The 25,728-nt window shown below is 68.0% G+C and carries 42 protein-coding genes; 4 read left to right on the forward strand and 38 right to left on the reverse strand.

Features of this window, described 5'->3' with window-relative positions; translation table 11 throughout:
* Nucleotides 1–454: 454 nt before the first annotated feature.
* The 9 genes from IPG97_16610 to IPG97_16650 form a co-directional block, all read right to left on the reverse strand.
* Nucleotides 455–1,027: a hypothetical protein gene (locus IPG97_16610; protein ID MBK6858120.1), complete on the reverse strand. Its 573-nt coding sequence runs from the start codon at nucleotides 1,025–1,027 to the stop codon at nucleotides 455–457.
* A 478-nt stretch (nucleotides 1,028–1,505) separates the two neighbouring features.
* A complete protein-coding gene (locus IPG97_16615) occupies nucleotides 1,506–3,065 on the reverse strand; it encodes an AAA family ATPase (protein MBK6858121.1) in 1,560 nt (519 codons plus the stop codon).
* A gap of 22 nt (nucleotides 3,066–3,087) precedes the next feature.
* Complete coding sequence (locus IPG97_16620; protein MBK6858122.1) at nucleotides 3,088–4,335, reverse strand: hypothetical protein; 1,248 nt, start codon at nucleotides 4,333–4,335, stop codon at nucleotides 3,088–3,090.
* Complete coding sequence (locus IPG97_16625; GenBank protein ID MBK6858123.1) at nucleotides 4,332–4,595, reverse strand: hypothetical protein; 264 nt, start codon at nucleotides 4,593–4,595, stop codon at nucleotides 4,332–4,334. The genes IPG97_16620 and IPG97_16625 overlap by 4 nt, the downstream gene beginning before the upstream one ends.
* Nucleotides 4,592–5,050 carry a hypothetical protein gene (locus tag IPG97_16630; protein MBK6858124.1) on the reverse strand — a complete coding sequence of 153 codons (459 nt, stop codon included), beginning with the start codon at nucleotides 5,048–5,050 and terminating at the stop codon, nucleotides 4,592–4,594. Before IPG97_16630 ends, IPG97_16625 begins: the two co-directional genes overlap by 4 nt.
* Nucleotides 5,050–5,616 (reverse strand): hypothetical protein, encoded by a 567-nt coding sequence (locus tag IPG97_16635; protein MBK6858125.1) that lies wholly within the window; start codon nucleotides 5,614–5,616, stop codon nucleotides 5,050–5,052. Before IPG97_16635 ends, IPG97_16630 begins: the two co-directional genes overlap by 1 nt.
* The gene (locus IPG97_16640; GenBank protein ID MBK6858126.1) at nucleotides 5,603–6,025 is read right to left on the reverse strand and encodes a hypothetical protein; all 423 of its coding nucleotides are present in this window, start codon (nucleotides 6,023–6,025) and stop codon (nucleotides 5,603–5,605) included. Before IPG97_16640 ends, IPG97_16635 begins: the two co-directional genes overlap by 14 nt.
* Before the next feature lie 251 nt (nucleotides 6,026–6,276).
* Nucleotides 6,277–6,567 carry a hypothetical protein gene (locus IPG97_16645; protein MBK6858127.1) on the reverse strand — a complete coding sequence of 97 codons (291 nt, stop codon included), beginning with the start codon at nucleotides 6,565–6,567 and terminating at the stop codon, nucleotides 6,277–6,279.
* Entirely contained in the window at nucleotides 6,564–6,872 is a 309-nt protein-coding gene (locus IPG97_16650; protein ID MBK6858128.1) for a hypothetical protein, read from the reverse strand. The genes IPG97_16645 and IPG97_16650 overlap by 4 nt, the downstream gene beginning before the upstream one ends.
* A gap of 187 nt (nucleotides 6,873–7,059) precedes the next feature.
* On the opposite strand from IPG97_16650, the gene IPG97_16655 reads away from it, so the two are divergent.
* Complete coding sequence (locus IPG97_16655) at nucleotides 7,060–8,016, forward strand: hypothetical protein (protein MBK6858129.1); 957 nt, start codon at nucleotides 7,060–7,062, stop codon at nucleotides 8,014–8,016.
* Between the two features lie 234 nt (nucleotides 8,017–8,250).
* On the opposite strand, the gene IPG97_16660 is transcribed toward IPG97_16655, so the two are convergent.
* The 8 genes from IPG97_16660 to IPG97_16695 all read right to left on the reverse strand — a co-directional run bounded on the left by IPG97_16660 (nucleotide 8,251) and on the right by IPG97_16695 (nucleotide 12,284).
* Complete coding sequence (locus IPG97_16660; protein ID MBK6858130.1) at nucleotides 8,251–8,736, reverse strand: hypothetical protein; 486 nt, start codon at nucleotides 8,734–8,736, stop codon at nucleotides 8,251–8,253.
* Nucleotides 8,737–8,839: 103 nt separating this feature from the next.
* Entirely contained in the window at nucleotides 8,840–9,217 is a 378-nt protein-coding gene (locus tag IPG97_16665) for a hypothetical protein (GenBank protein MBK6858131.1), read from the reverse strand.
* Nucleotides 9,214–10,392: a hypothetical protein gene (locus IPG97_16670; protein MBK6858132.1), complete on the reverse strand. Its 1,179-nt coding sequence runs from the start codon at nucleotides 10,390–10,392 to the stop codon at nucleotides 9,214–9,216. The genes IPG97_16665 and IPG97_16670 overlap by 4 nt, the downstream gene beginning before the upstream one ends.
* Nucleotides 10,389–11,249 (reverse strand): hypothetical protein, encoded by an 861-nt coding sequence (locus IPG97_16675; GenBank protein MBK6858133.1) that lies wholly within the window; start codon nucleotides 11,247–11,249, stop codon nucleotides 10,389–10,391. Before IPG97_16675 ends, IPG97_16670 begins: the two co-directional genes overlap by 4 nt.
* Nucleotides 11,246–11,410 (reverse strand): hypothetical protein, encoded by a 165-nt coding sequence (locus IPG97_16680; GenBank protein MBK6858134.1) that lies wholly within the window; start codon nucleotides 11,408–11,410, stop codon nucleotides 11,246–11,248. The genes IPG97_16675 and IPG97_16680 overlap by 4 nt, the downstream gene beginning before the upstream one ends.
* Nucleotides 11,407–11,625 carry a hypothetical protein gene (locus IPG97_16685; GenBank protein MBK6858135.1) on the reverse strand — a complete coding sequence of 73 codons (219 nt, stop codon included), beginning with the start codon at nucleotides 11,623–11,625 and terminating at the stop codon, nucleotides 11,407–11,409. Before IPG97_16685 ends, IPG97_16680 begins: the two co-directional genes overlap by 4 nt.
* 234 nt (nucleotides 11,626–11,859) lie before the next feature.
* Entirely contained in the window at nucleotides 11,860–12,060 is a 201-nt protein-coding gene (locus IPG97_16690; protein MBK6858136.1) for a hypothetical protein, read from the reverse strand.
* Nucleotides 12,057–12,284: a hypothetical protein gene (locus IPG97_16695; protein MBK6858137.1), complete on the reverse strand. Its 228-nt coding sequence runs from the start codon at nucleotides 12,282–12,284 to the stop codon at nucleotides 12,057–12,059. The genes IPG97_16690 and IPG97_16695 overlap by 4 nt, the downstream gene beginning before the upstream one ends.
* Before the next feature lie 88 nt (nucleotides 12,285–12,372).
* Here IPG97_16695 and IPG97_16700 point away from each other — a divergent pair, with 88 nt between their 5' ends.
* The 3 genes from IPG97_16700 (at nucleotide 12,373) to IPG97_16710 (ending at nucleotide 13,667) form a co-directional block, all read left to right on the forward strand.
* Nucleotides 12,373–12,603, forward strand: coding sequence for a hypothetical protein (locus IPG97_16700; GenBank protein ID MBK6858138.1), 231 nt, complete (start codon nucleotides 12,373–12,375; stop codon nucleotides 12,601–12,603).
* A 370-nt stretch (nucleotides 12,604–12,973) separates the two neighbouring features.
* The gene (locus tag IPG97_16705; GenBank protein MBK6858139.1) at nucleotides 12,974–13,270 is read left to right on the forward strand and encodes a hypothetical protein; all 297 of its coding nucleotides are present in this window, start codon (nucleotides 12,974–12,976) and stop codon (nucleotides 13,268–13,270) included.
* Between the two features lie 199 nt (nucleotides 13,271–13,469).
* Complete coding sequence (locus IPG97_16710; GenBank protein MBK6858140.1) at nucleotides 13,470–13,667, forward strand: MarR family transcriptional regulator; 198 nt, start codon at nucleotides 13,470–13,472, stop codon at nucleotides 13,665–13,667.
* A 105-nt stretch (nucleotides 13,668–13,772) separates the two neighbouring features.
* Here the strand turns inward: IPG97_16710 and IPG97_16715 are convergent, their stop codons facing one another.
* From IPG97_16715 to IPG97_16815, 21 genes are all read right to left on the reverse strand, one after another.
* Nucleotides 13,773–13,982, reverse strand: coding sequence for a hypothetical protein (locus tag IPG97_16715; GenBank protein MBK6858141.1), 210 nt, complete (start codon nucleotides 13,980–13,982; stop codon nucleotides 13,773–13,775).
* On the reverse strand, nucleotides 13,979–14,440 hold the full coding sequence (locus IPG97_16720) for a hypothetical protein (GenBank protein MBK6858142.1): 462 nt from the start codon (nucleotides 14,438–14,440) through the stop codon (nucleotides 13,979–13,981). The genes IPG97_16715 and IPG97_16720 overlap by 4 nt, the downstream gene beginning before the upstream one ends.
* The gene (locus tag IPG97_16725; protein ID MBK6858143.1) at nucleotides 14,437–15,285 is read right to left on the reverse strand and encodes a hypothetical protein; all 849 of its coding nucleotides are present in this window, start codon (nucleotides 15,283–15,285) and stop codon (nucleotides 14,437–14,439) included. The genes IPG97_16720 and IPG97_16725 overlap by 4 nt, the downstream gene beginning before the upstream one ends.
* Nucleotides 15,282–15,470, reverse strand: coding sequence for a hypothetical protein (locus tag IPG97_16730; protein ID MBK6858144.1), 189 nt, complete (start codon nucleotides 15,468–15,470; stop codon nucleotides 15,282–15,284). The genes IPG97_16725 and IPG97_16730 overlap by 4 nt, the downstream gene beginning before the upstream one ends.
* 2 nt (nucleotides 15,471–15,472) lie before the next feature.
* Nucleotides 15,473–15,655 carry a hypothetical protein gene (locus IPG97_16735; GenBank protein ID MBK6858145.1) on the reverse strand — a complete coding sequence of 61 codons (183 nt, stop codon included), beginning with the start codon at nucleotides 15,653–15,655 and terminating at the stop codon, nucleotides 15,473–15,475.
* Nucleotides 15,656–15,674: 19 nt separating this feature from the next.
* Nucleotides 15,675–17,429 carry a hypothetical protein gene (locus tag IPG97_16740; GenBank protein MBK6858146.1) on the reverse strand — a complete coding sequence of 585 codons (1,755 nt, stop codon included), beginning with the start codon at nucleotides 17,427–17,429 and terminating at the stop codon, nucleotides 15,675–15,677.
* Nucleotides 17,426–17,731 carry a hypothetical protein gene (locus IPG97_16745; protein MBK6858147.1) on the reverse strand — a complete coding sequence of 102 codons (306 nt, stop codon included), beginning with the start codon at nucleotides 17,729–17,731 and terminating at the stop codon, nucleotides 17,426–17,428. The genes IPG97_16740 and IPG97_16745 overlap by 4 nt, the downstream gene beginning before the upstream one ends.
* 71 nt (nucleotides 17,732–17,802) lie before the next feature.
* A complete protein-coding gene (locus IPG97_16750) occupies nucleotides 17,803–18,480 on the reverse strand; it encodes a hypothetical protein (protein ID MBK6858148.1) in 678 nt (225 codons plus the stop codon).
* Nucleotides 18,480–18,824: a hypothetical protein gene (locus IPG97_16755; protein MBK6858149.1), complete on the reverse strand. Its 345-nt coding sequence runs from the start codon at nucleotides 18,822–18,824 to the stop codon at nucleotides 18,480–18,482. The genes IPG97_16750 and IPG97_16755 overlap by 1 nt, the downstream gene beginning before the upstream one ends.
* Nucleotides 18,825–18,832: 8 nt before the next feature.
* The gene (locus IPG97_16760; GenBank protein MBK6858150.1) at nucleotides 18,833–20,011 is read right to left on the reverse strand and encodes a hypothetical protein; all 1,179 of its coding nucleotides are present in this window, start codon (nucleotides 20,009–20,011) and stop codon (nucleotides 18,833–18,835) included.
* Nucleotides 20,008–20,436 (reverse strand): hypothetical protein, encoded by a 429-nt coding sequence (locus tag IPG97_16765; protein MBK6858151.1) that lies wholly within the window; start codon nucleotides 20,434–20,436, stop codon nucleotides 20,008–20,010. The genes IPG97_16760 and IPG97_16765 overlap by 4 nt, the downstream gene beginning before the upstream one ends.
* Nucleotides 20,436–20,885 carry a hypothetical protein gene (locus IPG97_16770; protein MBK6858152.1) on the reverse strand — a complete coding sequence of 150 codons (450 nt, stop codon included), beginning with the start codon at nucleotides 20,883–20,885 and terminating at the stop codon, nucleotides 20,436–20,438. The genes IPG97_16765 and IPG97_16770 overlap by 1 nt, the downstream gene beginning before the upstream one ends.
* Nucleotides 20,885–21,937 (reverse strand): hypothetical protein, encoded by a 1,053-nt coding sequence (locus IPG97_16775; GenBank protein MBK6858153.1) that lies wholly within the window; start codon nucleotides 21,935–21,937, stop codon nucleotides 20,885–20,887. Before IPG97_16775 ends, IPG97_16770 begins: the two co-directional genes overlap by 1 nt.
* Before the next feature lie 154 nt (nucleotides 21,938–22,091).
* The gene (locus IPG97_16780; protein ID MBK6858154.1) at nucleotides 22,092–23,261 is read right to left on the reverse strand and encodes a hypothetical protein; all 1,170 of its coding nucleotides are present in this window, start codon (nucleotides 23,259–23,261) and stop codon (nucleotides 22,092–22,094) included.
* A gap of 4 nt (nucleotides 23,262–23,265) precedes the next feature.
* Nucleotides 23,266–23,484, reverse strand: coding sequence for a hypothetical protein (locus IPG97_16785; GenBank protein ID MBK6858155.1), 219 nt, complete (start codon nucleotides 23,482–23,484; stop codon nucleotides 23,266–23,268).
* A gap of 33 nt (nucleotides 23,485–23,517) precedes the next feature.
* The gene (locus tag IPG97_16790) at nucleotides 23,518–23,901 is read right to left on the reverse strand and encodes a hypothetical protein (protein ID MBK6858156.1); all 384 of its coding nucleotides are present in this window, start codon (nucleotides 23,899–23,901) and stop codon (nucleotides 23,518–23,520) included.
* An 83-nt stretch (nucleotides 23,902–23,984) separates the two neighbouring features.
* On the reverse strand, nucleotides 23,985–24,266 hold the full coding sequence (locus IPG97_16795; protein MBK6858157.1) for a hypothetical protein: 282 nt from the start codon (nucleotides 24,264–24,266) through the stop codon (nucleotides 23,985–23,987).
* 185 nt (nucleotides 24,267–24,451) lie between these two features.
* Nucleotides 24,452–24,748 (reverse strand): hypothetical protein, encoded by a 297-nt coding sequence (locus IPG97_16800; GenBank protein MBK6858158.1) that lies wholly within the window; start codon nucleotides 24,746–24,748, stop codon nucleotides 24,452–24,454.
* The gene (locus tag IPG97_16805; protein MBK6858159.1) at nucleotides 24,748–25,053 is read right to left on the reverse strand and encodes a hypothetical protein; all 306 of its coding nucleotides are present in this window, start codon (nucleotides 25,051–25,053) and stop codon (nucleotides 24,748–24,750) included. Before IPG97_16805 ends, IPG97_16800 begins: the two co-directional genes overlap by 1 nt.
* A gap of 119 nt (nucleotides 25,054–25,172) precedes the next feature.
* Nucleotides 25,173–25,310 carry a hypothetical protein gene (locus IPG97_16810; GenBank protein MBK6858160.1) on the reverse strand — a complete coding sequence of 46 codons (138 nt, stop codon included), beginning with the start codon at nucleotides 25,308–25,310 and terminating at the stop codon, nucleotides 25,173–25,175.
* 24 nt (nucleotides 25,311–25,334) lie between these two features.
* Nucleotides 25,335–25,728: hypothetical protein (locus tag IPG97_16815; protein ID MBK6858161.1), on the reverse strand; the 394-nt coding region annotated here is incomplete at its 5' end.

The following is a 25,728-nucleotide window of genomic DNA, read 5'->3' on the forward strand; positions in this document are numbered from 1 at the left end:
TGGATAACCAAAGAAACGGTGGCCCCGTCACCAGCTCCGGCGCACGACGGACGGTTGCAGGACATCGATCACCGCAGCGTGGCAGCGTCTGCGCAGGTCAGGTGTGATCGTCTTGGTCCCTCGGATGCTGTTGCACAGCCGGTGGGCGTGCCGCACGTTGGCAGGGTCAGTGCATGACCCGCCATGAGCACGAGGTACCAGCTCATCGAGTGCTGATCCGAGCGGTGCCCGCTGGTGGTCAGCGTCGAGGTCGATGAGCAGACCGCACAGGTGGCAGCACGGTTGCGTCGCCCGAACGTGAGCTATGAGCTTGCGCCGAGCGTGGGACTTGAGCGGGTGGACCATTCGGTCAGCCTCCCCGGTAACGCAAGAGTGACCCGGGCGCAGGGCCACGGGTCGCACTCAACTGCTGTAGACCTATCATGCAGGTCAGCGCATTGCAAGTACCACGAGGCTACGAGGCTCGGCGCTTGCGTTGTGCGTGGGCTTTGGCCTCAGCGATCAGGCCCGGCGTGATGCGGCTGGTGCCGCTGGCCCATGCCCGACAGATCGCCTCATGGGGCATGACCTTGTGGTTGCGGCGGAAGGTCTTGCACTGGCCGCACAGACGACCGCCGCTGTCGGCCAGGTCGACGTCGAGCCCGAAGCGGGCACAGTTGGCGCAGGCCTGCCGCTTGGGTTGGGCTAGTGGTGGCTCTGGCCGCAGCCCGGCGCGCTGGATCGTCCCGCACTTGGCCAGCAGCCACGCCATGGTCTCATCCAGCAGGGCGAGGGCGGCGTCTGCTTCTCGGGTCCACTCGTCGGCGTCGGCGATCGCTTCGGCTGAGGACATGACCGCTGAGGCGGTCGGGTCGGAGTGGCTGCCCTTGGGTGCTCGGCCGTCGCTGCCGGAGCGGATCGACGCTTGTGCTCGGGCTTGGCGGTGCTTCTCGGCCACGATTGCATTTATGTCATGCGGGATGGTGTTTAGCCAGTTGGCCGCTATTTCTATATTGAGAATGATCCTGGCTCGGTCGGAGTTGTTCATGCTGCCGCCTGTGGGTTGCGCCGAATCATCCGGGTATCGGATTTACGGGAGTACCGGCCTCGGATTATCAGGTGCCCGTTGTTCCCGGCCTCGCGGATCATGCCGCTTACAGTTTTTGTTTGCAGGTCGTGCGCGTCGCTACAGCGGCGACGATCTCGGGCATCGGCGTCCACGAGTCGTTGAGCCTCGACCATACATCACGCCAGGCGTCGCCGTATGGACTCCGCCTCGATGGGTCGAATCCCGGCCACAGTGCAGGTGGGTCCCAACCACCGGGACCCACCTGAGTTTTTTGGGTGGGGGTAGTGGGCGGCTGGGTGGGTCCCTGGGTGGGTCCCTCGGTGGGGTCTTCAGACCCCAACCCCACCGTGACGGGACCCACCCGGGACGAGCCCACACCAGGTGGGTCCGGGACCCACTGGGACCCACCGGGACCCACCTGGGTTATGGAGGGGATTTGAGGGCAGTTATCCACAGGCTAGAACTCCTCGGTGAGGTCGGATCGGGGGGACTGGGGCACGACGTAGGGCTTGGTCAGGGTGTGGAGCTGGGATCGGTTCGGGCCGGGCCGGGTCGTCACATGCCCCTCCTCGATCAGGAGCCGGAGCGCTTCGGCCACCCACTTCTTTTTGCCTGACACGTCCGCCAATATGCCATTGCGAGTTGGGTAAACACCGGAGTCATTTAGGGTTTGGATTGCCGCTGCAACCTGCTCCATGAGAGTGGTCGGGCGGGTCCTTATTGGTGTGTCTGACTCGGGGCACAAGATGGCTAGCGACACATCACCGTCGGCCCGTGAGGTGAGCTGCAACGTCCCGACCGTCTCACCGCCAGAAGCGAAGCCACGGACGTGGCCTGGCCGGTCCTTGGCGACGGTGATCCGGCTGGTGCCGGTGCGGCCGAGCCCGAACGGTTGGGTGACCTCCAGGCGGTACACAGCCCCATCCACCCCGGCCAGCTTGTGTTGGGCCCCGATGCCGTACCGGCCTCTGGCCTCCTTGTCTTTGGGCACGTGGTCGATGAGCACGACGGCGCATCCGTGACGGGCGATCCGTCGGGGGAGCGCCAGGAGGAACTTGGCGGCGTCGTCGTTGTCGTTGATCGACCACCCGTTCTGTACCATCACCTCTGTGACGCCATCCACGATGGCCAGGGTTGGTTGGTGGTCGATCAGGAGCCGCTCTAGTGCGGCGATGGCCACCGGGTCGATCGGGTCGTCTGGGCGCACGTAGTGGAGTCGGCCGATGATGGCGTCACGGTCCACGCCGAGGGCCCGGAGTCGGCCGACGATGCCCGTGGCGTGGTCTTCGAAGTCGAGGTAGATGACGTGTTCGCCTTCGGTGAGACGCTCGGCGGCGGCGGCGCATGCCAGCCAGCTCTTGCCCGATTCAGACTCCGCGTTGAACGCGTGGACGCGCCCGGCGTAGAGGAGCTGGTGCCCGTCGTCGCGGGCGAGCATGGTGGGCTCGGGTGGCCCATCGCCGTCGATGACGGCTGCGAGGTCGACGGGGGTCCAGGTGGTCCCGGCGTCGTCGGCGGGTTGGGCGGCTGCGAGGCGCTGGAGTTGGGCGAGGCTGGTGTCTAGGTCGCCGTTGCGGGCCGAGTTGGCCGCTTCTAGCGCCCCGCTGAGCAGCGCCCGCAACCGGGCAGTGTGGATGATCCGCCGGGTGTAGGCGGGTGCGCTGGTCGACAGGGGAGCGTGGGTGACTATCGACAGGAGGTCGCGCCCGTCGAAGCTGCCGTTGCCTCTCGGTGGGACGGTGACCGGATCGGGTTGCTCGCCGGCGGCGACGGTCTCACAGATGGCGGTGTAGATCGCTTGATGCCGCGGGGCGTAGAAGTGCTCGGGCTCAAGGCCGAGACCGAGGACGGTCTCGGCTGCGGTCATCGAGTAGAGCATCACCCCGAGGACGCCGATCTCGGCGTCGGTGTCGTGGGGTACGTCTTGGCGGGTCCGGCTGGGCCGTGCCGTCAGCCCTTCGGCGGCGGCTTGTTCTTCGAGGACGTCGTCGGGGAGGTCGTCGTCAGTCAACGCCATCACGCGACGCGCCAACCGGCCGTCACGATGCAGCCTCCTCGGGGTGGTGCTCGACGGTGAGCATGAGCGGTCCTACGCGGTCGAGCGCCAGGTCGGCATTCCTGGCGTCGATGTCGATGCCGATGGCGTCGCGGCCGTGGCCGGTGGCGACCATGAGTGTGGTTCCGCTGCCGGCGAACGGGTCGAGGACGACGCCGTTACGCCACTTGGTGCCGTCGTCGGGGCACTCGCACTCCGACCAGCCGATGGTGGTGGTGGAGCGCACGACGTGCCCGGGGTTGCCGCCGTCGACCTCCCACGCGTTCACGCTTTCCCCCTTGCGGTCCCCATCGAAGTGGTTGACCACTCTGCCGCCGGTGGTGCTCACGTACTCCGGCTCCGACGTGATCCGTTCCGATGGTGCCCCGCACACGGTGCACACCTTCGCCGGGACCATCGACTTGATCGGCCGCTCACACAACGCCGGGGGATACACGGCGTAGTGGCTGCCGCTGTAGGGGGCGGTGGGGATCACCCAGTAGTCCAGCGGCGGGGCACCCGCGGGATTAGACGCACCATCACCGCCCACCTTCCCCGCGTCGCGGTGCCCCGTGCGAGCGCGTGACGCATCGTCGGGGTGCTTGTGCTCCGTCCGCACCGCGTCGAGGTCGAAGTACCGCTTCTGCGCCCTCGTCGCAATCGTCATGTAGCTCGTGGCCGGACGGAACTTGTCGCCCAACGCACCCACCGGCGGATTCGGACGGCACCACGCAACCACGTTCCGCACCCGCCACCGCCCCGCCGGGGACTCCTCGCCGGTGAGCAGGTTCCGCCCGTAGGCGAGGGACAGGTGGTACAGGTGCGGGATGCCGCACAACGACTTCGGGAGAGGCCAGGTGTCTGGCGGGTTCCGCCGCCCCGAGTTGTGGTCCACGACCTTGCCCCGCCGTTGGTTCGACCCCTCGAACTTGCTCTGCCCATCCCGCAGCCCGTCGGGGTTGTAGTCCCCGCCCGCGCCACCACTCCCGCTGTAGGTGTCGCCCAGCTCCACACAGATCGACCCGTGCGGCGCCAACACCCGCCCCCACTCCGCCGTGAGCAGCAGCAGCGTGTCGAGGAACGTGGCCGGGTCAGGCTCCGAACCGATCTCCCGGTGCTTGTCCGGGTGGTCCGCGGGCAGATACGAGCGCAACGCCAGGAACGGCGGCGAGGTCATCACGAGGTCGATCGACCCGTCGGGGATCGTGGCGAGCACGTCGCGCGTGTCACCGATGATGTACCGGGCGCTCACGACGCCCCCAGCCAGTCCGCCACGGTGCGGCCGTCGGCGGTGATCGCCAGCCACCCGTCGGAGGCGACGGCGAGACGGTCGGCGGTGAGCCGTTCCCTGGTGGCCGGATGCACCTCGCGGGCAGGGATGGCGAGGGCCCGGTGGCGGGCCATGGCGTCAAGCGCCCGACACGCAGCGGGGGTGAGGGTGATGATGCGCCCGAGCCCAGGCACATCGACAGGGCCGGACAGGATCATCCCAGGGCCTCCCGGCGCCTTCACGGCCGAGCTCCGAACAGGGCCAGCAGCGCCGCCTCGGCACGGCCGTCGTCCTTGACCCTGGCGAACGTCCGCACATGCTCGGGCCACGTCTCGATCGCCCGCTGACGGCTGGCGTTCTTGTCCGACGACAAGCCCAGCGCCCTCTTCCACGTCGACGGCGGCACCAGCCGCACCGGCACACCGAGCGCACCCAACGCACCCAACACGGTACCGTGGCCCTCAGCGAACGTCCACACGCTGGACACGCCCTGTCGGGGCATGGCGTGCACCTTCTCGACCACCGCCAGCCCGAACCGGTCGGGCTCGTAGTCCCGCACCATGTCGGCCACCAGGGCGCCGAGCGGGTGCCCGGTCGCCTCCGGCATGTCGTGCACGTCGAGCAGCCCGAGCTGAGGGTGCAGCACCGCCAGTGCGCCGGTCTTGCCGGGGTCGACCCCGAGGATCAGGTCGGTCATCACTGCATCACCCCTGTGGCAGCACCTGGACGACCGGGCACCCACGCCGTGCGGCGGAGATTCTCCACGTCAGTTCGTCCGTTCTCTTGCACTACCAGTTCATAATGGTCGACCTCCCGGAGTCGGCGGTCGGACGCCAGAACGCGCCGGGCTTCCCTGTTGATCCTCCCCGGGTGCAGTGCGGCCCTCACGGGTGCCCACCGAGCACCGCCCGCACTAATGGCGTCTATCAGCGTCTGCGGGGCCTTGAAGTCGGCCGTCTTGAAGTTCACTGCCACGAGAGCGGTAAGCTCATCAATCGCACGGTCGAGCTCCGTCGAGATGGCGGACAAATCGGTTGCGTGAGCTGCCCGCAACTTAGCCATGCCGGTCGACTCCATAGCGTCGACCTGGCGCTGTAGTTCGACCATCCGGGCTTCCATTGCCGGCACCCTGGCGGCCGTGTCCCTGAGGTCCCGTGCTCGCTGCTTGGCATCGACCAGCTCGGTCGTCAGCCGGTCGATGTGCTCGACGGCCGCCTCGTATCGCCGCTGCACTGAGAGCGCGGCTTGCTTACCCTTCGCCATCGTTGATCTCCTTGAGGGTGCCCAGCATGTGGGCCAGGTGCTTGTTGAGGAAGTTCGCTCGTCGCCACTCGCGGGAGCCCTTGGGTACATGCGGCAGGATCAGCCCCACGTCGCGGTGGATCGTCCGCAGCCTGGACTCGACGTGCCCGAGCTGATGGGAGGCACCAGCCTCGACTGGCTGCCACTCGGTGGTGACCTGGTAGCGCCAGCCGTCGCCGGGGGTGGGTGACGGGATGGCAAGGTCAAGGTCCGGGCACAGTTCGTCCCGGGCGTAGCGCAGTGCGTTCTCGACTCGACCGACAGGCCATGCCAGCTTCTCTGAGATCTGGCCTTTGGTGAGCGGGCCGCAGTCGACCAGCAGGTCTACGACCGTTTCGGCATTGCGGTGGAGGCTCTGGACTGTCGTCATCTCTCCACCTCTCCGGCCCATGTCCACGCGTCGATGCCCAGCGACCAGCCAAGGCACCCAGCGGCGACCACGGCAAGCACCCACGGCAACAGACGCCCCCACCACGGAACAACACTCGACCTACTCACCATGTCTCCTTGATCTCGCAGACGCCTTGGCGGTTGCCACGCGTCACCTCTGGTGCTCGGGGTACTCGATGCCGAACAACTCCACGTCAGGGACCGGACCACACTTCGGGCATTCCTGGGTGGTCATGCTCGGCCGCCGTCGCCGTCGCCGTCGCCGTCGCCGTAGCCGTCGCCGTAGCCGTCGCCGTCGCCGTGGCCGTAGCCGTAGCCGTGGCCGTAGCCGTAGCCGTAGCCGTAGCCGTAGCCGTAGCCGTAGCCGTCGCCGTCGCCGTTGCCGTAGCCGTTGCCGTTGCCGTTGCCGTAGCCGTCGCCGTAGCCGTTGCCGTCGCCGTAGCCGTCGCCGTCGCCGTCGCCGTAGCCGTTGCTGTAGCCGCCAGAGTCCTCCACAACGGACAGCACACCTCGCCCGGTCATCCGAGATGCCCCGACCACGCCTCAGCATCAGCGTGGATCGTCGCCACCACCGCCAACTCATGAATCTCCACGATCCCAGTAGGGTCCAGGACAGTCTCACCCAGCGGCCCAGCCGCAAGCTCGCCCAGCCCGGCAGTCGTACCCCACCGGCGGATGGTGCGTGCACCGGTCAAGGTGACCACCTCGTTCTCGTGGCGGTAGTACCCGACCCACACCCAGCCACGCTGGCCGATCACGATCCGCACCTCACCACCCACAGGGCGGACCGGTGCGTACTCGACACCATCAATCGTTACGTTGCTCACTTGCCTTCTCCTTGTTGTTTGTTGTTGTTGTTGCTCATCGCTGCGCCTCCCACTCTTCGATCCGCAGCCGCACCAGCACCTCCACTGCGGCGTACTCGGCGGCGTGTTCGGGTGCTCGACGCTGCACCTCCGCCGCCAGGTCCTCGACCGTGCTGGCCGGGTCGCACCAGCAGCCGACCGCGATCCCATGGCCCGTGTCGGAGCGGAATACCGTGATGGTCTTATCCTCGGACCCGATCGGACCCACCGTCAGCACATGCCGGGGGTGCTTGACCCAGGCCGAGCCGCACACCCGGGCCGAGCCGTACACCCGGGCCGAGCCGGACACCCAGGCCGAGCCGGACACCCAGGCCGAGCCGGACACCCAGGCCGAGCCGTACACCCGGGCCGAGCCGGACACCCAGGCCGAGCCGGACACCCGGGCCGAGCCGTACACCCGGGCCGAGCCGGACACCTGAGCGTCCGGTCCGACGTAGGCGGTGTCATCGACATGGGCCGTGTCCTGCACCCAGCCGCCACCGTTCGGGTGACGATGCCACTCCGGACGTTCATCGCTCATCGCTGTACCTCCTGCTCGTCGTCCATCGGGCCTCTCGTCGCCACGGCCACGACCTGGGCCACCAGCACCGCCACCACCAGCCCGGCCACGATCCACCAATCCCACGCCCCACGCCCAACGGCATCTACCGCGGCGATCACCGGGCCGAGGATCAGGTCGGTCATCGGTCGCCGTCCTGTCGCAGCACCTCGACGGTGCCATCGGGGTCGACGGGTGAGTGCAGCTTCGTGCCACCCTCGACCACCCGCACCCACGGCCCCTCATCGTCGGAGCCGACCTCCACGAACGGGTCACCGGCCAGGCCGACCCGTCCCACCGCCTCCCACCACGGCACCCGTTCGGTCTCCGGCACGGGCACGGCCCGGGGAGCACGCACCTCCACCCACACGGTGTCGAGGTGGGCGACCATCTGGTCGTTGTTCACCCACACGAGATCCGAGCGGCGCCGCACCTGCTCGCCCCGCACCTGCCCGGCCTGGGCGAGCCACGTCGGCACCCCGTCCTCATCGACCAGTCCGGACAGCACCGCACCCGGCCACGGCGGGACGGGGGTGGCGTCCAGTTCGTCGGCCCAACTGCGGATGATTCGCTTGATTCCCGGGTCCTCGATGTAGCCGGAGTTGGCTATCCAGCGCAGCCGGTTGGCGGCGTCTCGCAGGACGCCATCCGGCCACGGCGGGACGGGGGGCGGGGCGGCGAAGCACGCCCACCGGACGACCGCCTCCAGCAGCTCCTCCAGCAGCTCCTCGATCAGTTCCCGGGACTCCGGGTGCGTCTCCGCGTGCCGACGGGCACGGGACACCAGGTCGTCGGTCTCGCTCATCGCTTCTCCCATTCAGCGATCCGCACACGACACAACGCCATCGCGGCCTCGTACTCATCCGCATGGTCCGGTGCTCGACGCTGCACCTCAGCGGTCAGGTCATCGAGGGTTGCCCCGTCCGGGTGCCAGCACCCGACACTCACCCAGTACCCCGTCTCAGCGCGGAACAGGGTCAGGGTCTGGTCCTCGGACCCGATCGGGCCGACGGTCAGGACATGGCGGGGAGCGGACACCTGAGCGGCCCCGAACACCTCAGCGTTCCCGGACACCTCAGCGGCCCCGAACACCAGAGCGGTCCCGGACACCTCAGCAGCCCCGAACACCCGAGCGGTCCCGTACACCCAAGCGGACCCGGACACCCGAGCGGTCTCGAACACCCGAGCGTCGGGTCCGACGTAAGCCGTCTCATCGACTGTCGCCGTGTCCTCCACCCAGCCGCCACCATTCGGGTGGCGATGCCACCCCGGACGTTCATCGCTCATCGCTCGTTCCTCTCTCGTCGTTCGGCCCGGTCCTCGACCACGGCGAGCACGTAGAAGCACACGGCCAGGATCAGCGGCAAGGCCAGCGGCCACGTCACGGCGTTCACGACGCCACCGCCATCGTCAGGGCCTCATGGCGGGCCCGTGTCCACTCGGGCACCCGGGCCAACTGGCCGGGCGACAGAGACGGCAGCGCCGTCGGAACCTCCAGCAGGCGCAACGACGGGTCCCAGCGGCCACCACAGAACCGGGCGATGCGCTGGGCGGTCTGGCGCACCCGGTCGGACTTGCCGAGCCCGAACCGCTGCGCCAAGTCCAGGTCAGCCACCTCGACGGGCACGGCCTCGGCCCACATGGCCGGGAGCAGGCGCAGCAGTGCCACGGCCGTCGAGCCGACCACGGGCGTCCAGCACACCTCGACGTAGTCGGAGCGCAGCGGGTGGACGTTGCGGGCGGGAGCGGGCAGCGGGGTGAGGATCACGACGCACCGCCCGTCGCCTTGCGCAGCTCCCATTCACCGTTGGAACGCAGGAACAGTGAGTGGGTGCCGGCCTTGATCGATTCGAGGGCGTCGAAGAGGGCGGTCCACTCGTCGCCGTCCATGTCCTTCGAGGAGCTGGTGCGCTGGCCGGTGACGGTCTGGATCAGGTGGCGGCGCAGCTCGTCACGGTCCTCGTCGGGATCGGACGGCCACGCCTCGGCCACCATCGCCCACATCTTCTTGTTGCGGGCAGCAGGGTCCGGGGTCGCCGGGTTGTAGGCGTCGATCGCTGCACCGATGGCGGCGGCCTGCTCGGCGGTCACGTTCCCCGACTTGAGCGGCGGGATGCCCTGGGCCTTCCACCACTCGCCAAGGTCCTGGCGGTCCTCCTGGGTCAGCCCGTCGATGCGGGTTTGGATGGCCGCAGGGTCGACGGTGGATTCCTCGACCACTTCGGCGTCCACGATGTCGCCATAGCCGTCCTCACCGGGGAGTGGGGGCAGGTCGACCGGAGCGGCGACCGTGGTCGTGGGGGTGGCCTTGGCCGCGGCCACCTTGCGGGCCGGGGCACTCTTGGCCTTGCGGGTGCTGGTCGCCTTCTCCGGTGGGGCCACGTCGTCGCGGGACTCGATCACCACGTCTGCGTCGGCCACCAGATCACCATCGGAGACCTCCTCGTGGGTGTAGGACAGGCCTCCGAGAACGTCGGCAAAGTTGTCCCGGCATAGCTCGCCCGTGGCTCTAGCGGCCAGCATGGCGCGGGGGTACTTGCGGTAGTTCTGGCCGCCGGATAGGCCAGCGGTCTTGGCGTCATCCATGGTCCAGGTGACCTTGGCGACGCGGTCTTCGGGCCAGTCCTTGCGGCGGCCACAGATGGTGACCTTGGTGCTGGTTTTGACCTCAAACCACAGGTCGTGGCCCGCCCGCTGGACGAGTGCCCTCATGAGTTTGGCGCTGATGCAGGGCTTGCCGTTGATCACCCCGATCTCAGCGAGTGCGGCCATTGGCCCGATGCCGAGCTCGTGGCCCTGGAGCATGGCGGCCATGACCGCTTCGGGCTTGCCGCGCAGCCCGGCCGGGGCGAAGTCGCTTCGGGCGATCTGGTCAGCCAGGGACGCCGCGGAGGGGACGATGGCGTAGGTGGAGTCGTGCTCGTAGATGGTGATGTCAGTCATGCCGTGGCCTCCATGGCAACGTCGGCGGGCGTGATGGCGGGGTGCTTGGCGCCGAGGTCCCGGTCTTTCTGGTCCGCCAGGAACCGGCCGACTTGCTGGACGTAGAGGAAGGACCGGAACTGGGCAGGCCCGGCGTCGAAGGGGTAGAGGTCGTAGCCGTCGGCCCGGAGCCACAGCACGCCGCACCAGTCGACGGGCGGCATGGGGACCGTCTCGTTGTCGATGAGTGCCACCTCTGCGTGGCGGTAGGCGGCGAGCTGTAGGGCCACCTCACCGAACGGTCCGGACCGGTTGGTCTTGAGGTCGATTAAGCATCGGCCGAGACCCGGGAGGGTGGCGATCATGTCGAGCGTCCCGCAGTACCCGTGCTTGGCGGACCCGATGACAACCTCGGTGAGGGCGTCAGTTGGCTGCCAGTCATCGAGGAACGCGATGTAGGCGTCGACGTGGCCAGAGATCGGTTCGGGGACCTCGACCTCTTCGCCGTGGGTGAGGAGTTCGGCGATCCGGTGGACCTCGGTACCTCGGTTGGCTGCCTGGTCGCGGTCCTCCCAGTGGACGCCTTTGAGGATCTCGGCAACCTTGGTGCGCGACAGCTTGGCGGGCCACGGCTTGGACTTGGCGCGGGCGATCTCGGCGAGGTCGTCCACGAGCTGGTCGGCGGTGATGTGTTCGCCGTTCTGGTCGAGGCGGTCGGCGACGTACTCGGCGATGGTCTTGGCGGCCCAGCCGATCAGGGCAGGCTTGGGGAGTCCGTCGCTGATGATCGTGGTGACGCCGGGGAGCTTGTCGCCGTTGAGTCGGTAGCTGTGGTTGCGGCCGTGCTGGCGGCGCTCGAGGACGGGTAGCTCGGTCATCGGCTCACCGCCTTGGTGCTGGCCCGACCGAGGGCGCTCATGGTCTGGTCGTGCCGGTCGATGCCTCGGTGCTGGTGCAGGGACTCACGGCAGCGGGCCAGCCAGTGGAGGCCTCGGGCCTGGTCGGCGGGCCTGATCGGGGACGTGATGGCCGCGGTCATGCGGGCAACCCAGCGACACGAGCAGCGGCCTGGTCGTGGGCCTCAGCGAGGATCTCCACGAGGCCATCGCCGTCGTAGCACACCAGCTCGATTGCAGCGCCAGGCAGGTCGAGTGTCAGGGTGATGGTGCCGTGACTGGTGCGAGGCCCGACGGTGATGACGGGAGGCGGATCGCCTGGCATCAGATCGACACGGATGGTCGTTGATGGGGGCATCTATGCTCCTAGGTGGTTAGGTGGCCCACCCCGGCTTGTGAGGTCGTGGGGTGGGCCGCTTGTTTGTGTGGGTCGGGTGGCCCGGGCTCGATGCGATCGAGCGGGCGGTCCAGAGGGGTTGACGGGCCCCGCCCCCGGCGCTACCGGGGGTCATCGCCCTTGGCCCGGGCCACCCGGCGAGGACCGCGACCCAAGGGGGTCGGCCGCAGTCCTCGCCCGGCATCCCGGGCCGGGTCAGGTGCGTCTCAGCCGCACCACGTCTCCGGTCAGGTGGTTGGCGCGGGCCTCGGCCTTGCGGCGCCGGGCACGCTCCGTCTCCAGGTCCTCGATGAGGGCGTCGACCTCGGCCTCGCAGGCGTCGAGCAGCCGGGCCTGGCGCACCAGCTCCTTGGCGGTCTCGTTGAGCGGCGGGAGCAGCTGGTAGGGGGCGGTCACGATGCGACCGCCGTCGCCTCGGCCGGGTCGTCGGCCTCGTCGGGGTACCAGGACCGCAGGGTCTCGTAGGTCACGTCGATGCGCTGGCCGGTGGCCTCGTACAGATCCCGGGCGATCAGTCGCCACGCCCGGGCCTCGGCCCGGCGGGACCTCACGAAGTCCTCCAGCGGCCCAGCGTCCCCGAGGATCAGGTCCGCCAGTTGGGCGGTGGGGGTGGATGCCATGTCGGCACTATGCGTGCCAAAATCGCGCGGGTCAACCCCTAAACCGAAATCCGTTGTCAAATCTCTTGACGTGGCGTACGGTTACGGCATGCGAACCGCCGAAACCGAACAGGGCCACCACGGGCGAGAGGCTCAGACCTCCGACTCCACCGCCAGCTACCCGACCGGCCGCTGCTGCGGCTCGACGCCGAAGAGATCGCCCACTGATCTGCGGGTCACCCAGGAGGGGATGCGCCATCGCTCCCCGGTGACGACGGCCGGGTACGCTTGGGTCGGTGCCTCGGACGTGGCGGCGGCGGTGGGGCGGATCTCGGCGTGACCGAACGCCCATAACCACGGTTCCGTTATCTAGCGCCTTGACAGGCGGCTTGACGGGCTCAGGCGGTGCACTGGTCGATGTCGCCCCACACGCATGGCGGGATGGTAGGCGGCTTGGCCCGGGACGCGCAGCGGCCCCCGCCCGGGGGAGTGGGCGGGGGCCACGTGGGGATGGTACGGGTGGGGTGTGACAGGGTGCCGGACGCGACGGTGCCCCGGCGCTCGACCCGGTGGCAGGGCCGGGGAGCGCCGGGGCGCACTGACCGAGGGGCAGGGAACGGGGATGACCGGCCCGACGACGACTAGGCCATTCGGCCCATTGTGAGTATTAGGTGTTGACGGTCGGGGTAGGTATGGTGCATACTCAGGACATGGAAAACACCAGCAACCCCACCACCACCACCACCTACACCGTGAAGATCTCGACCAGCCGAGACAAGGACTTTGCCGCCATCGTCACCCTGATCAAGCGGATCGGCCTCAACGGCGGCACCGCCACCTTCGACCGGGGCCGGAAGGCGTGGACGGTCGAGGTGCCCACCTGCACCGACCAAGCACGGATCGACCGGTACGGCCAGGCAATGGCGGACCTGGCAGCCAATGCCCTCGGGGCCTCCGATCTCACCTTCTACGCCGCTGACCTGGCCATCACGGAGGTCGAGCGATGATGGCCGGAGCGACCGGGCCGGCGGAATGGCGGTACTGCGCTACAGGCCATGGCGGTGAGCCCGACGGGACGCTGAGTGTGCATCGGTCCGCGGTCGACGCCTGGGAGGCTTGGGCCGATGAGCTGGACGAGCTCCGGGCGCGCCCGGCCAGTCGAAGGCGTATCTGGCCCGGTGTGTGGTCGGGCCTGATGGGCGCCCGATGGACGAGGATCCGCGGGCACAGGCGGTGGCGGTGGGGGTCGCGGAGATAGCGGCGCTGCTCAGGGTGGAGGCCCAGACGGCGCGCAACTGGCGGACGCGGGGTGTGCTCCCTGAGCCGGACTGGACGGTCTCGGGTGGCCCTGCCTGGTCGTGGCCGAGGGTCGCGGCGTGGGCGATGCGGACCGGGCGACTCTGACCCCCTGGCGCGACAAAAGGCCCCCGCGCTCAACCCCTGATGGGGGAGCACGGGGGCCTTTGCGTCTGACCGGGAGGCGGGAACCCGGTCAGATCATGGGGACGATCACTGGCCAGTCGTTGCGCCGCCAATCGGTGTCTGGGACCTGCCAGCGGTCGATGACCTCGGGGAGATGAGCGCCTCGAGCACCTCGGAGCAGGCAGGCCGGGGTCCGTCGATGGCCAGTGCCGACACCAGCTCGGGGACGGTCGCGCCTTTGCCCCACGATCCCCAGTCGAGGGCGATCAGCTCAGCGAGCACCCTGCCTGGCGTCATGCCGGGGCGATGTCTGGGCCGCGGCGGGCCGTGTCGGTGTGTCGGGCGATGTCGTCCACCCGGCCAGCGATCGACGCGTCGACGGAGCGGATAGCGGTGCATTCGGTGCGGATCACGTCTAGTCCGGCCGACACGATGGCAATCTGGTTGCCGAGTCGTGCCATGGCGACCTCGGTGCGGTCCGCGACATCACGGAGCGATGAGCCGTCGTTGGTGCGCACCTCGTGTTCGACGCGCTCTAGTCGGTCGTGGAGTGGTGCGGTGTGCGGGTCGAGGATGGTGTCTATCCAGGTGGCGAGCGGTCGGGCGACGAGGTGCGCCCACAGCCAGCGGATCGGCCTAGAGATGAGCGGGAGTTTCGCCGCGGCTGCGATGGTGACGAGCGCACCGGCAACAGCACCGACCGCTATCGCTGAGTCCCTCAGGGTGATGAGCCACGGGGCCACGTCGGCGGTCACCGTTGTGCGTGGGGGTCGTTGCGGATGGCGTCGTCTCGGGAGGCACCCACCTTCTCTGCGATGGCCACCAGCCAACCCCGGAGCGAGCCGTAGAACTGTTTGAGCTGCTCGGCCTGCTCGGCGAGGAGCTGCTCGCAGTGGGCGGCACGGAGGCCAGCGGCGCGGGCTTCGGCGAGGGCGTCGGCGAGCATCTTGCGGTCAGCGTCGGTCATGTCAGTGTCCTCGGTGGATGGTCCGGTGGGGGTGCTGGGGTAGAGCGGGCCGTAGCCTTTGGCGGCCTGGATGATGCGCCCGATGTTGAGCGCGCCAGGGTCCCAGTGCGTGTTCTCTGGGGCGTGCTGGTGGCCGAGGATGCCGGACAGGTCGCGCCATTGGGCGGCGGTGAGACGCTGCTTGGCGGTGACGCTGGCGAGTGTGTGCCCGGCCTTGGTGCCGAGGAACTCCCTCGGGGCCACTAGCGGGATTGAGGCGGCAGTGCACAGCGGGCCAACGACCTCGCGGCCGAGCCAGACGAGCGCAGCCTCGGACCAGTCGTGTGATTCTGCGGCCCGGCCGACGATCTCGACCTGGATGACGGTCGGTGCCCGGTTCGTTTCGCCCGGCACGGCGGAGTTGCGCAGCGCCCGTGCCGGTTTGGTGAGCGGGACGTGCTGCACTCTGGTCTTGCGGATCGGGTCAACGGTGACGTGAGGCCACGAGTTGTTGGCCTTGTACGCACCTACGGCACCAGCGATGGAGCTTCCTTCGGTGGTGTGCAGCAGCAGTTTGGGGCGGGTTGGTCCGCTGGCCCACGACCCGGAGTCGTTGCCCTCGATGCGATTCCACCCGTCGAGCCAGGTGGTCACCGCTCCGCGTCCTCGGGTAGCCCGGTCAGCGAGGTGAGCAGGCTGAGGATCGTGGCGAGCACGACGGTGGACGCGACGAGCGGCCAATCGACCTGGGCGACGAGGGTGGCGGCACCGATGGCACCGATGGCGGTCTGGGCGGCGGTGCGCACGGCACGGACGATGGCTGAGCGAGTGAATAGCATGGTCAGTCTCCTGTGTCGTCGGTGTCGAGCAGGTCGAGCACCAGTCGGATGAGGGCGTTGGTTTCGCGGGTGAGCCGTGCGACCTGCGCCCGCTGTTGTGCGGCGGTCGGGGTGGCGAGGGCGAGGTAGTCCCGGTTTGCGTCGAGCCGTTGGCGTAGACGTTTGATGGTGCCGTCGTGGTCCATGGTGCCAATCAATCCGTGGTCATGTGAATCTCAGGAAGTCGAACGATGCGGTGACGGCGATCCCTGCGTGTTCCTGCCCGACCACGACGCCAGCCCCGGTCACGCTGCCGATCCACGACGCCAACGTCACCGATCCAACCATGATCCATAGGTCACCGTCATCGCTGACCCAGCGGCGCAGATTCACGCCGTCATTAGTGATCTTGAGGTACACGTGCCCCACACCCACCGACACGCCCGTGGTCGTCGTTGCTGAATCGAACGACGTGAACGAGTTGGCCCTGTGCAGCTCCAGGTCCTTGCCTGGGCCGTGGATGTGTACCAGCCATTGCAGGAGGCGTCCAGTGCCGCTGTTGTACAGCACCAACCCAGCGTTGGAGTGATTGGTGAGTTCGCCGCCCACGGTGATCCGAGTGGACACGGACGTGAAACTGGGCAGCGTGGTGAGCAGCGCCCGCTGGTTGTACCCGGACGCTGCAGCCTGGCATGTCATCAGGAGGCGACCGTCGCTGATCGCTGCGGTGGACGTTCCTTGGTTGTGCCACGTCCCCACCACGGGGGACCCGTCGGCCATGTCCCAATACTCTTGGTCGTAGGCGGACGGCGAAACTGGCGGCACCATTCCCGGCTCAACTGCACCACCAGCCCCCAACGGCCCGACCTCGGCGCCGGTCTCGTCGCGGACGTAGAGGCCGTCGGTACGGGCCACGAGCCGCTGGTGGTCGGCAGCGGGGTTGGTGACGGCAGCGGTTTCGGGGAGGTCGACGAACCCAGTGGTGATGGACGCAGCGTCGGGGGTGCGTGCGCCGAGCGGGTCGTCGACGCGACCCCTGAACACGTCGCCAATGTTGATGTCGCCGTCGCCTGTGGCCGACGTCATGAGGCCGATCGCGGTGGACCCGTCGCCTGTGGCCGACGAGCCGTAGCCGATCGCGGTGGACCCGACGCCTGTGGCCGACGTCATGAGGCCGATCGCGGTGGACCCGATGCTTGTGGCCGACGATATGGTGCCGATCGCGGTGGACGCGTCGCCTGTGGCCGACGATATGGTGCCGATCGCGGTGGACCCGTCGCCTGTGGCCGACGAGCCGGGGCCGAGGCGGACGTGCCGCCCCGTCGGGTCCAGCACATCCCACGAGCCGGGGGTGAGCGACGGCTGGGCACCGGTCGACGGGGCCGTAGCGACGTACAGGTCCGAGCCCGTCTCGAACACGACATCGCCCACGGCGTAGGTGGCGGCGACATCCCACGTGCCACGGTTCGTCTCACCGGGCAGCAGGCCCACCGATTCGACGGGCACAGCGCCCACATCACCAGCATCGAGTGGATCAGAACCGTCGTGATGATGGGAGGCTTCGTGCGCCGTCGGGGTGCGAGCGTCAGAGAGCCGGGCGTCGTCACCCGCAGCCGCCGTGCCCGCCGTGGTGCCGTAGGTGACGGTCAGCGTCCGATCCGCCGACAGGTCACCGCCGCCAGTCAGCCCGGTCCCGGCGGTGATCGTTCGAGCCGTCGGCACCGCGCCCACGTCACCGGCGTCGAGCACCACAACACCGGTCTCACCGTTCACCGACGCAACCGCACCACCAGAGGTGGCGAGCTCGTCAATCGCCTCCTGCACCGTGTCGCCCGTCAGGCCGGACACGTCGTTGTCGTAGGAGACAGCGGCCGCGGGGTGTGCGTCGGCAGCGGTGCGGCCGCCCAGCACGTTGTGGGCGGTCAGAGGGCCAAACGACGTGTCATCGTCGCCCGCAGGGTTCCAGGTCACGTCGGTCATCGGGTCACATCCCCTTGGACAATCAGCACCGCACCAGCGCCATAGGTGGTGGTCACGCCGCCCGCCACGACCTGCACGTCATAGACGTACCGGCCAGGGGTGATCGCAGCGGTCAACGTGTCCGACAACGTGAGCGTCACCTCACGCCCCGGACCGTCCGTGACCGTCGCCGTCCAGGACGCCACCACCGTCGAAGACTCGACATGAGTGCGGATCTGGGACGTGACCGTGACACCGGTGATGTCACCGGACCCGCCGAGCGTCCCCACCACCGTCCAGTCGTCCCCGCGGGTGCGGGTCACCGTCGAACTAGCACCAGCACACGTCATACCCCTGTCCTCTCACGTTCTGGCATCCCCGGTCGGGATGCACGTCAGCCACCACACACCCCGTCCACGACAGCGAGCGGGGCCACCCAATGCGCCTGGAGCCGGTAACGGACCTCGGTAGCGCCACCCATGTCGATGTCGATCTCCACCCAAGGGGCATCGACAGCGCCGATCGGGACGATCAGCGACACAGATCCGCCGTCGGTGGCGTCGTCGTGCGCGGACAGCAACGGCCGACACACCATCTCGCCGTCGATGTCCCACCCCGCCGATGTCGACGCCTGCTGGATCTCCACACGCGGTGTGCCGGTGCCGCTAGTGACCTGCACATTCGCGATCACTTCCCACAGGCCGGTACCGGTGTCCGGCCTTAGCCCGCGGATCAGAGTGGAGCCACCTGACACGACGACCAGCTCCAGCCCTGCCGTCGCAACATTCCACTCGGTCGCCTCACCAGAGACCGTGGTCCCGTCCCACAGCCCGGTGATCGACGCAGACGAGTACACCCCGCCACCGTCGACAGCCGCAGCCACCCACCTCTTAGCCGTAGCGTCATAGGTGAGGACATCGTTGTCCTCGACCTCGCCTGGCCCGTCGTAGGTGATGTCGACATCTAGGAGCTGGTGCAAGTACTTCACGATCCGCAGATCTCGCAGCCTGCGCTCCAACGTGAGGACACGGCGCTTCACCTCGGCGATCTCAGAGACGATCGACCCGGCCATCACGCCCCCATCCACGGGGATAGCTCGATACTGAACGCCGCGGCCGCAGGATCAACGGTCTTGGACACGACCCGCCATGTGGCGGCGATCTGAGACGGGCCGTCGTCGATCTCGACGCGCACCCGGTCCCCAACCCACAGCGTCGCCACCAGGTCCATACGGACCCGTGCCGACAACGATTCCGACAGCGACGACGACGCCTGCGCCGCCGCGTAGATCGCCCGGTTCTCGAGATCGTCCGCGCTGGTGCCTGTTGGGGCCGCGCTGTAGGACTGGAGCACCAGCCCACCGAACAACGTCACATCGTGGTAGGAGCCCGTGAAGCCCTCGTCGTTGGCGACCACCCACTCCGTTACCGGGTGAGTGAGGCCCGAGGTCCATGTCCCCACGACACCACAGGCGGATTCGTGCCCTCAGCGGTCAGTGTCAGGTCGCCGGGGTCATGGGCGAACCCGCGGGTCACCCAGCAGCGCCCCACCCGCACCGTCTCGGTCAGAGCGAAGTCGCATTCACCGTACCCGGACTCGACCACCATGCGGGCCACCTCGATGACCTGCACATCGGGACGACGCCACGATGCCTCCATTACCCCGTCGATGCTGCCGTCGATCCACGCCGACACACCAAGGTCGGCGACACGGGCGAACGCTTCCATCCACATGTCACGGACCGGGATCTCTTCGACCTCGACCTCGGTGTCATCCATGCCGACAGAGGTGGGCGAGATCTGGGCGGACACCTTGCGGACCACCACGTCCTCGGCTGCGCCGCCCTCCCCCCCGACAGACATGAACCACGACCTAGGCGCACCACCAGCCCCGTACGCGGAAGTGAACGTCGTGTGGATCACCGCCGTCACCCACCGGCCACGCGCCAGGTCCCCGGCGAACACCATCGACCCTTGTTGTGGGTCAGCAGCGGACGGGGACGCCAGAGCGGAGAGGATCACGTCACCGTCGGGCACCCCAGCCTTGATCCACACCTCGGCGGTGAACCGCCAATCGGATGTCCGGTAGGAGAATTGGCCCCCGGCCGTGAACGCCGTCGACGTCACGTCGAGGAACGGTGACCACTCGCGGGTACCACGGATCTGCTCACGCCCCCACACCGTCTCATCACCGTCGATCAGACGGGCATCCAGCCAGTACTCAGGGCCGGCGACCTCGACGGTCAGCGTCGGCCCGGCGATCGACCGGGACACCGACACGATCGGCCCCCAATGCATCACCCGCCCGGCGTAGGAGATCTGGATCTCACGCTCGACCCGCAACAGGTCATCGGCGACGAACGAATCATCGGGGTAGGTGGCGTGATGGTCGATGACCACCGTCGCCGACGACGACCCGATCGCGTCCATCCGCTCGGACCACTCACATGACACGATGTGCTCAGCGGGGATCTGGGCGACACGACCCGACGACCCCGCGTAGGTGATCCACACCTCCAGGTCCGCCGATGCCATCTCGGTGGAGACCGCGCCACGGGTGCCGTGGGTGATGTTGCCCGCTGGGGCGGTGACCGTAACGGTCATGTCACACCGAGATCCATCGACAGGGTTAGGTCGGTGCCGTCGAGAGTCACGATCGCAGCGCCGCCCGAGTCATACAGCACCCACAGCGGTACCGACGTGGCGTCATCGACACCGGCCTCGAACCCGACGAACGCCGCGACCTGCTCGGCGGTGCCACACGACGCCCACACGACAGCCGACAACGGCAACGTCCACCGCCCCGACGAGAACACCGGGGTGCCTGTCACCAACGACGCCCGGCTGTACCCGACCGCCGTCAGCTCGCAGCCACCAAGGGCCAGGTCGGTCAAGGTCGTGTCGGTGGCGTCGAACGACCAGCCCATCCCGTGCTCGATGGCGAGCACCTTGTCATCGACGCGGGCATCCCACCCCGACGGGGTGAGCGTCTCCAGCCCGGACCGGTACCACGACACGACCAGCGCCATCAGACCACCACCGTCATCTCGCCCGTCGTCCCCAACCAGCGGAGCGACATCTCCACGTAGCCGTAAGGCAACGACGACAGCCCGTCATCGGACGTGCCCATCGGGCGCCCCACGATCTCGCGGTGGCCAATCCCCGGCAGCCACAACCACAACGACCCGAGGCCTGTAGCCATCGCATCGAACTGGGCAGCCAACGCCACCCACCACGCGCCAGCGGCCGCGTCATCGCCAGGTGTCCAGATCTCGATATCCAGGCTGATGTCGAGCGGGGCAGCAACATCACGACCCACAGCCACACCCGCCGACATCGAGCGTTGCGCCGTCTGAGACGACACAGACGGGCCAAGCCCATTGACCTTCACCAACGACACCTCAGGGTTAGCGGTGCCATCCCCGCACACCAACGACCCCACCCCGAACTGGTACACACCCGACAACGGAGACGGCATTAGTGCGACACCCCCACCTTCATCAGCCGATCAAACTCGGACCCGATCAGGTCGACGGTCGCCCACGGGGTAGCCGCCTCATTCACCGTCACGTTCAGGGTCCGCGGTCCGGCCGCCAACTTCGCTTGGCCCCGCCGGTCACGCTCGTTGAACGCCGCCTGCTTGCGCTGATCCACCGCCCACTGCTCAGGCGTGAACACACGACCCGACTCGCCAGGATCTAGCCGCAGAATCTCCGGGCCGTTCTCACCCACCGGATACACCCGGCCCGCTCCGACACGGCCACCGATCGCACGACCACCACGGTTCGCCTCATCAGTCCCAGACAAGGCGATCTCCATCGCCCGGTTGATCGCGTCCACCGCCTGGAGGCGGGTCTGAAGCTCGATCGTCCACGGGCGGGCCGTCAGAGAGTTGAGCTGCTCGGCCATCTCCAAGAGTCGCTGGCGCACCGGCGACCCCGGCTCCATCTGCCCCGCCAGTTCCAGGAGCTTGACGATCTGGCCATCTAGAGCGCCCTTCGAGTTTGCCAGCGCAGTGTCCAGCTCGGCCTGCGCTATCGCCTGCGCCACAAGTGCATCGGTGACCTTGCGCTCAGCACCCTCGACCGCGGCCCTCGACTCGACCACCGCCGCTTGCTGATCCACGACGCGCTGCTGAGCGGCCGCCACCTGATCTTGGGCGTCACGCACTCGGCCAGCGGCCTCTGTCACCCGGTCGTTTGCCTCGACCACACGGGCCTGAGCATCCACGACCCGCTGGGCTAGGGCCTCCTGGACCTCGACCACACGGGCCTTCGCCTCCGCTAGCGCCTCCTCTGCCGTGCGCTCAGCATCAGCAGCCGCGGCGATCGCATCCTTCGCCGCGGTGACCTCCTCGGACTGCTCAATCCCGCGGGCCTGAGCCTCAGCCAGCTCGTCGGCCGCCTCACCGTTGCGCTCCTGGGCCTCGGCCAGGCGCATCTCAGCCCGCTCCACCCGGATCTGGAGACGCTCGCGATCCTCAGCCCATTCCTTGCGGGCCTCAGCGTTGCGCCGCTCCCGCTCGGCCACAGCATCGGCGGACTCACCAGGCTTTGCCTCGTCAATGTCAGGACCCGCGGCCAGAGCCTCACGGGCGTCCTTGAGGTCGAGGATCGCCTCGCGCTCATCGAGGACCGCACCCTTAGCCGAGACCGCCAGATCCTCCAGGACCTCAGCGGCACGCTCACGCCTCGGTCAAATCCTCCTGAGCGGCCTTGCTGTCGCGCTGCGCCGACGCCAGATCCTTCTCAGCGTCAACGACTCCCTTGTGGGCGGCCCCCAGCTCCTTGGTCCCAAACTGAAGATCACGCTGTGCGTCCGCTAGGTCCTCAGCGGCCTCTACCGCCCCCTGCCTGGCGTCAGCCAGACCTTTCTCGGCGTCAGCGACACCACGGGCAGCGTCAGCCACGCCCTTACGGGCCTCGGACACGCCACGCTCAGCGTCAGCCACCCGATCCTGAGCGTCAGCCACCCCAGCCCGAGCAGACTCCACGCCCTCCTCAGCGGACCGCAGACCATCGACGGCGGACCGTGCAGCGTCAGCCGCTGCCTCCTCTGCCGCCAAGTCACGGGCCAACGCAGCCGAAGCCTCAGCGGCCCCCGCTCCCGAGGACTGGTAGCCATCCAGTGCGGCCGTCAGCTTGTCCACCGACATGATCGTCGGGTCGACACCAGTCGCCGCCAGCGCCTTCTCAGCGTCCGCCACCGACATACCAGACCGCTTAGCGGCCTCCTCTATCCGATCGGCGGCATCCTCGTACGCCTTGGCCCGACCCTTAGCCGCCTTCTTCGCCTCGGCCGTCGCGGTCAGCGTCGATGTCGAACAGGTCGCCAGGGTCAGGCAGGCCAGCGAACGACCCCCAGCCTCCTTGATCGCATCACCCCACGCCCTGGTCTCAGCGGCCGTCTGGCGCAGGCCCGCAACCGTGCGACCGTTCGCCTGATCGAACTGGTCAGCCCACTGATTCGCCGCACCGCGGCCAGCAGCACCCCACTGATTCCACGCAGCAGCACCAGCCACCAGCGCACCAGCCAGCGCACCAGCGGCGACACCAGCGCCCGTCATCTTCTGCGCCGTCGTCGCCGTCTCCGACCCGTACGCACGGACAGCACCAACACCAGACCGCAACAGGCCGACACCCTCAGCGACCTTCGGCCCCAACAACCCGAGACCCACCACCAGCCCCCCTATGCCGACCACCCCGGTCTGCATCGGAGCAGGCAGCGCACCAAACGCACTCGCCAGACCCGCTATCCCCTTAGCGGCCGTAGCGGCAGCAGGCACCAGCGACGTGCCAATGGAAGCCGCACTGTTCTCTAGCTCGGCCTTCGCCCGCTTGGACGACATCGCCAACCCGTCAGCCTCCCCGAGCCGCCGCCCCCGACGCCTTACCCGCGCCGGCCAGCATCAGCGAATAGGTCGCCAGCGCCTTCTCCTGGGCGGTCAGCTCACGGGCCGACGACTTGCCCGTCTCGGCCAACGCCTGCTGCTCCACTGCCGCCGCGTTGATCGTCGGAACAAACTTCTGCAAGGCGTCGTACTCGCCCCCGAACGCAGCCGTCTGCGCCTCGATCACGTCCACCGGATTCGCGTTGTGGAAGGCCGCAAGTCACCAGCAAGGGGTGATCATCGACTTAGACATCTGCGCCGACTTGGCGGCCCCGACGCCCATCTGGGTAAACAGGTTCCCGAAGGTGGATGCGGACTCCAGCGCCTCACGCTTCGACAGGGCGAGCGCCTCGGTCGCGCCCTCAGCAAACTGATTGATGATCCCCACCGACTCCCCGAATACGGCGTTCGTTTTGGCTTGCGCCTCCGCCAGCTCGCCAGCGGCTTTGGTCGACGCACCCAACACCGCCACCGTGCCGCCCAACACGATCCCGCCCGCGACCTCACGGGCGTTACTCAGTTTCGCCGCGTAATCATCGGCCGACTTACCGAGCTTGTCGCTCTCCTTGGCGGTCTTGTCCACCGCCTTGTCGACAGCCGACAACTCCTTCTGGACGCGCTTGAGAGCGGCCAGCGTCTGCTGGTCCCTCGTCGTAATGTCGATCGTGAGAGCGCCCCGCCACCCCCTCAGACCTCCACGGCCTCAGGCTGCACGGCAGGGAACAGCGTCAGCGACGACGCCACCAAAGCGAACGACGCCAACGCATCCACCGACTGACGGACCCACAACCAATGGACCACCGCCAGATCAGCGAGTAGCACCGCCTCGCCCCGCTCCAAGATCCCCAACACCGCAAGATCGAGGTCCTGCCCCGTCTCCATGCGGAACTGCATCGCATCCAGCCCCGTGACCTTCGCCAGGTCCACGACCTGCTCGGACCCGTCGACCGTAACCGTGATCTGACTCACTCGAACCCCCCAGGGAAAGCCGCCTTCAGAGCGGACTCGTAACCGGCCGCATACAGGGCCTCGACCTCATCGACATGGGCAGCGATCGCATCGTTGATCGCATGCGGCCCTGACCGGCCACACCAGCCGTCCACGAGTTCCCCACCCACGGCGGGGCCTGCCGTGCGGGAGAGTCACGGTACCGCTCAGCCGCATACCAACCGGTCCGGCGAGACATGCCCCAGAACGCAGCCTTGGCATAACCAGGGCCACCAGAGATCGCCAGACGGGCCGTCGACTGAGTGCCACGGGGCCTTGATCGCACCCGCAGCCAGGACCTGCTGACGGGTGCCAGAGCGGGCAGCAGACCGCGCCCACTCCGACACCTCCTCAGCAACCTTCTTGTTCGCCTTGCGCTGCTCGCGGGCCAGCCCCTGAGACGACGCCTTGAGGCCAGCGATCAACTCATCGAGGCCATCGACCTCGGCAGAGACCAGCGCCATCAGTACGCCGTGTCGGTGGTCTGGTACTCCAACGTCCACGCCGGATCGGTGCCGTTGTCCAGCACCCGGAACGGCAGAGGCTGTTCGGGTGTGGTGTCCAGACCGACCTTCGGGCTAGACCCGGTGAGCTGGATCAGCGGGAACGTCGCCCGAAACAAGAAGTCGAACCCAGTCTCGATCTCGGGACCGGTGAAGGTGATGATCAGATCTTCGAGCTCGGTCCCGGCCAGCCACGCGTCCTGCCACGAATCGGAGTCGTAATCCAGCGACAGCGTGCCAGTCGGCTCCACACGGGTATTCAGCACCGGCTTCGCGGCCGCCCGCGCAGATCCGCCAACGCTCCATGTCGAGCCCGGTCGGGATCGTGAAGTCAGCGGAGCGCAGGCACTCAGAGTTGCCAGCAAGCGACACCACACAGTCGATGTCACGGTAGACATGCGACGAAGTGGGGTAAGACCGGGGTGACCGACGCCGCCGCAGTGTCGAGCGTCTTGTAGGCGAACGTCGACTTGAGGACCGGCAGGCCCTTCGCCGTCAGGGCGAGGTTCAGCGACTCGGCCATGCACCCGAGGTAGTCGTGATGATATCACCGTGCGCGCCCCACATCAGCGCGGCCAGCATGGATCGTGAACGACTTCGCGGACCGGTCGTGGTCGGCGGGAACGTATGCAGCCGGGTCAGAGTCGCCACCCGGCGTGGTGGTCGCCACAGTCGACGCCACCGACGCCAGCACCAGGCCGAGAGACTTGGCCATCAGGTCCAGCGTCAGTACATGCTGACCACCACGAGGCACAGCCACGGAGCGGCCCGTCGGGGTCGCCACCGTCGCCGGGCGCATCCCCCTGGACTGAAGAAACTCGACGTTCGGGGTGGCGTCATCGGTCTGGTTTTCGATGCCGCGGGTCGGGAAGTGGTGGCCTTGGTGCCCCAGGCCACCGCCTCCTCCGATCGGCCAGAAGTTGTCTTGGATGCCCATTTCA

The organism is Microthrixaceae bacterium, assembly GCA_016702505.1.
Taxonomy (GTDB): domain Bacteria; phylum Actinomycetota; class Acidimicrobiia; order Acidimicrobiales; family Iamiaceae; genus Aquihabitans.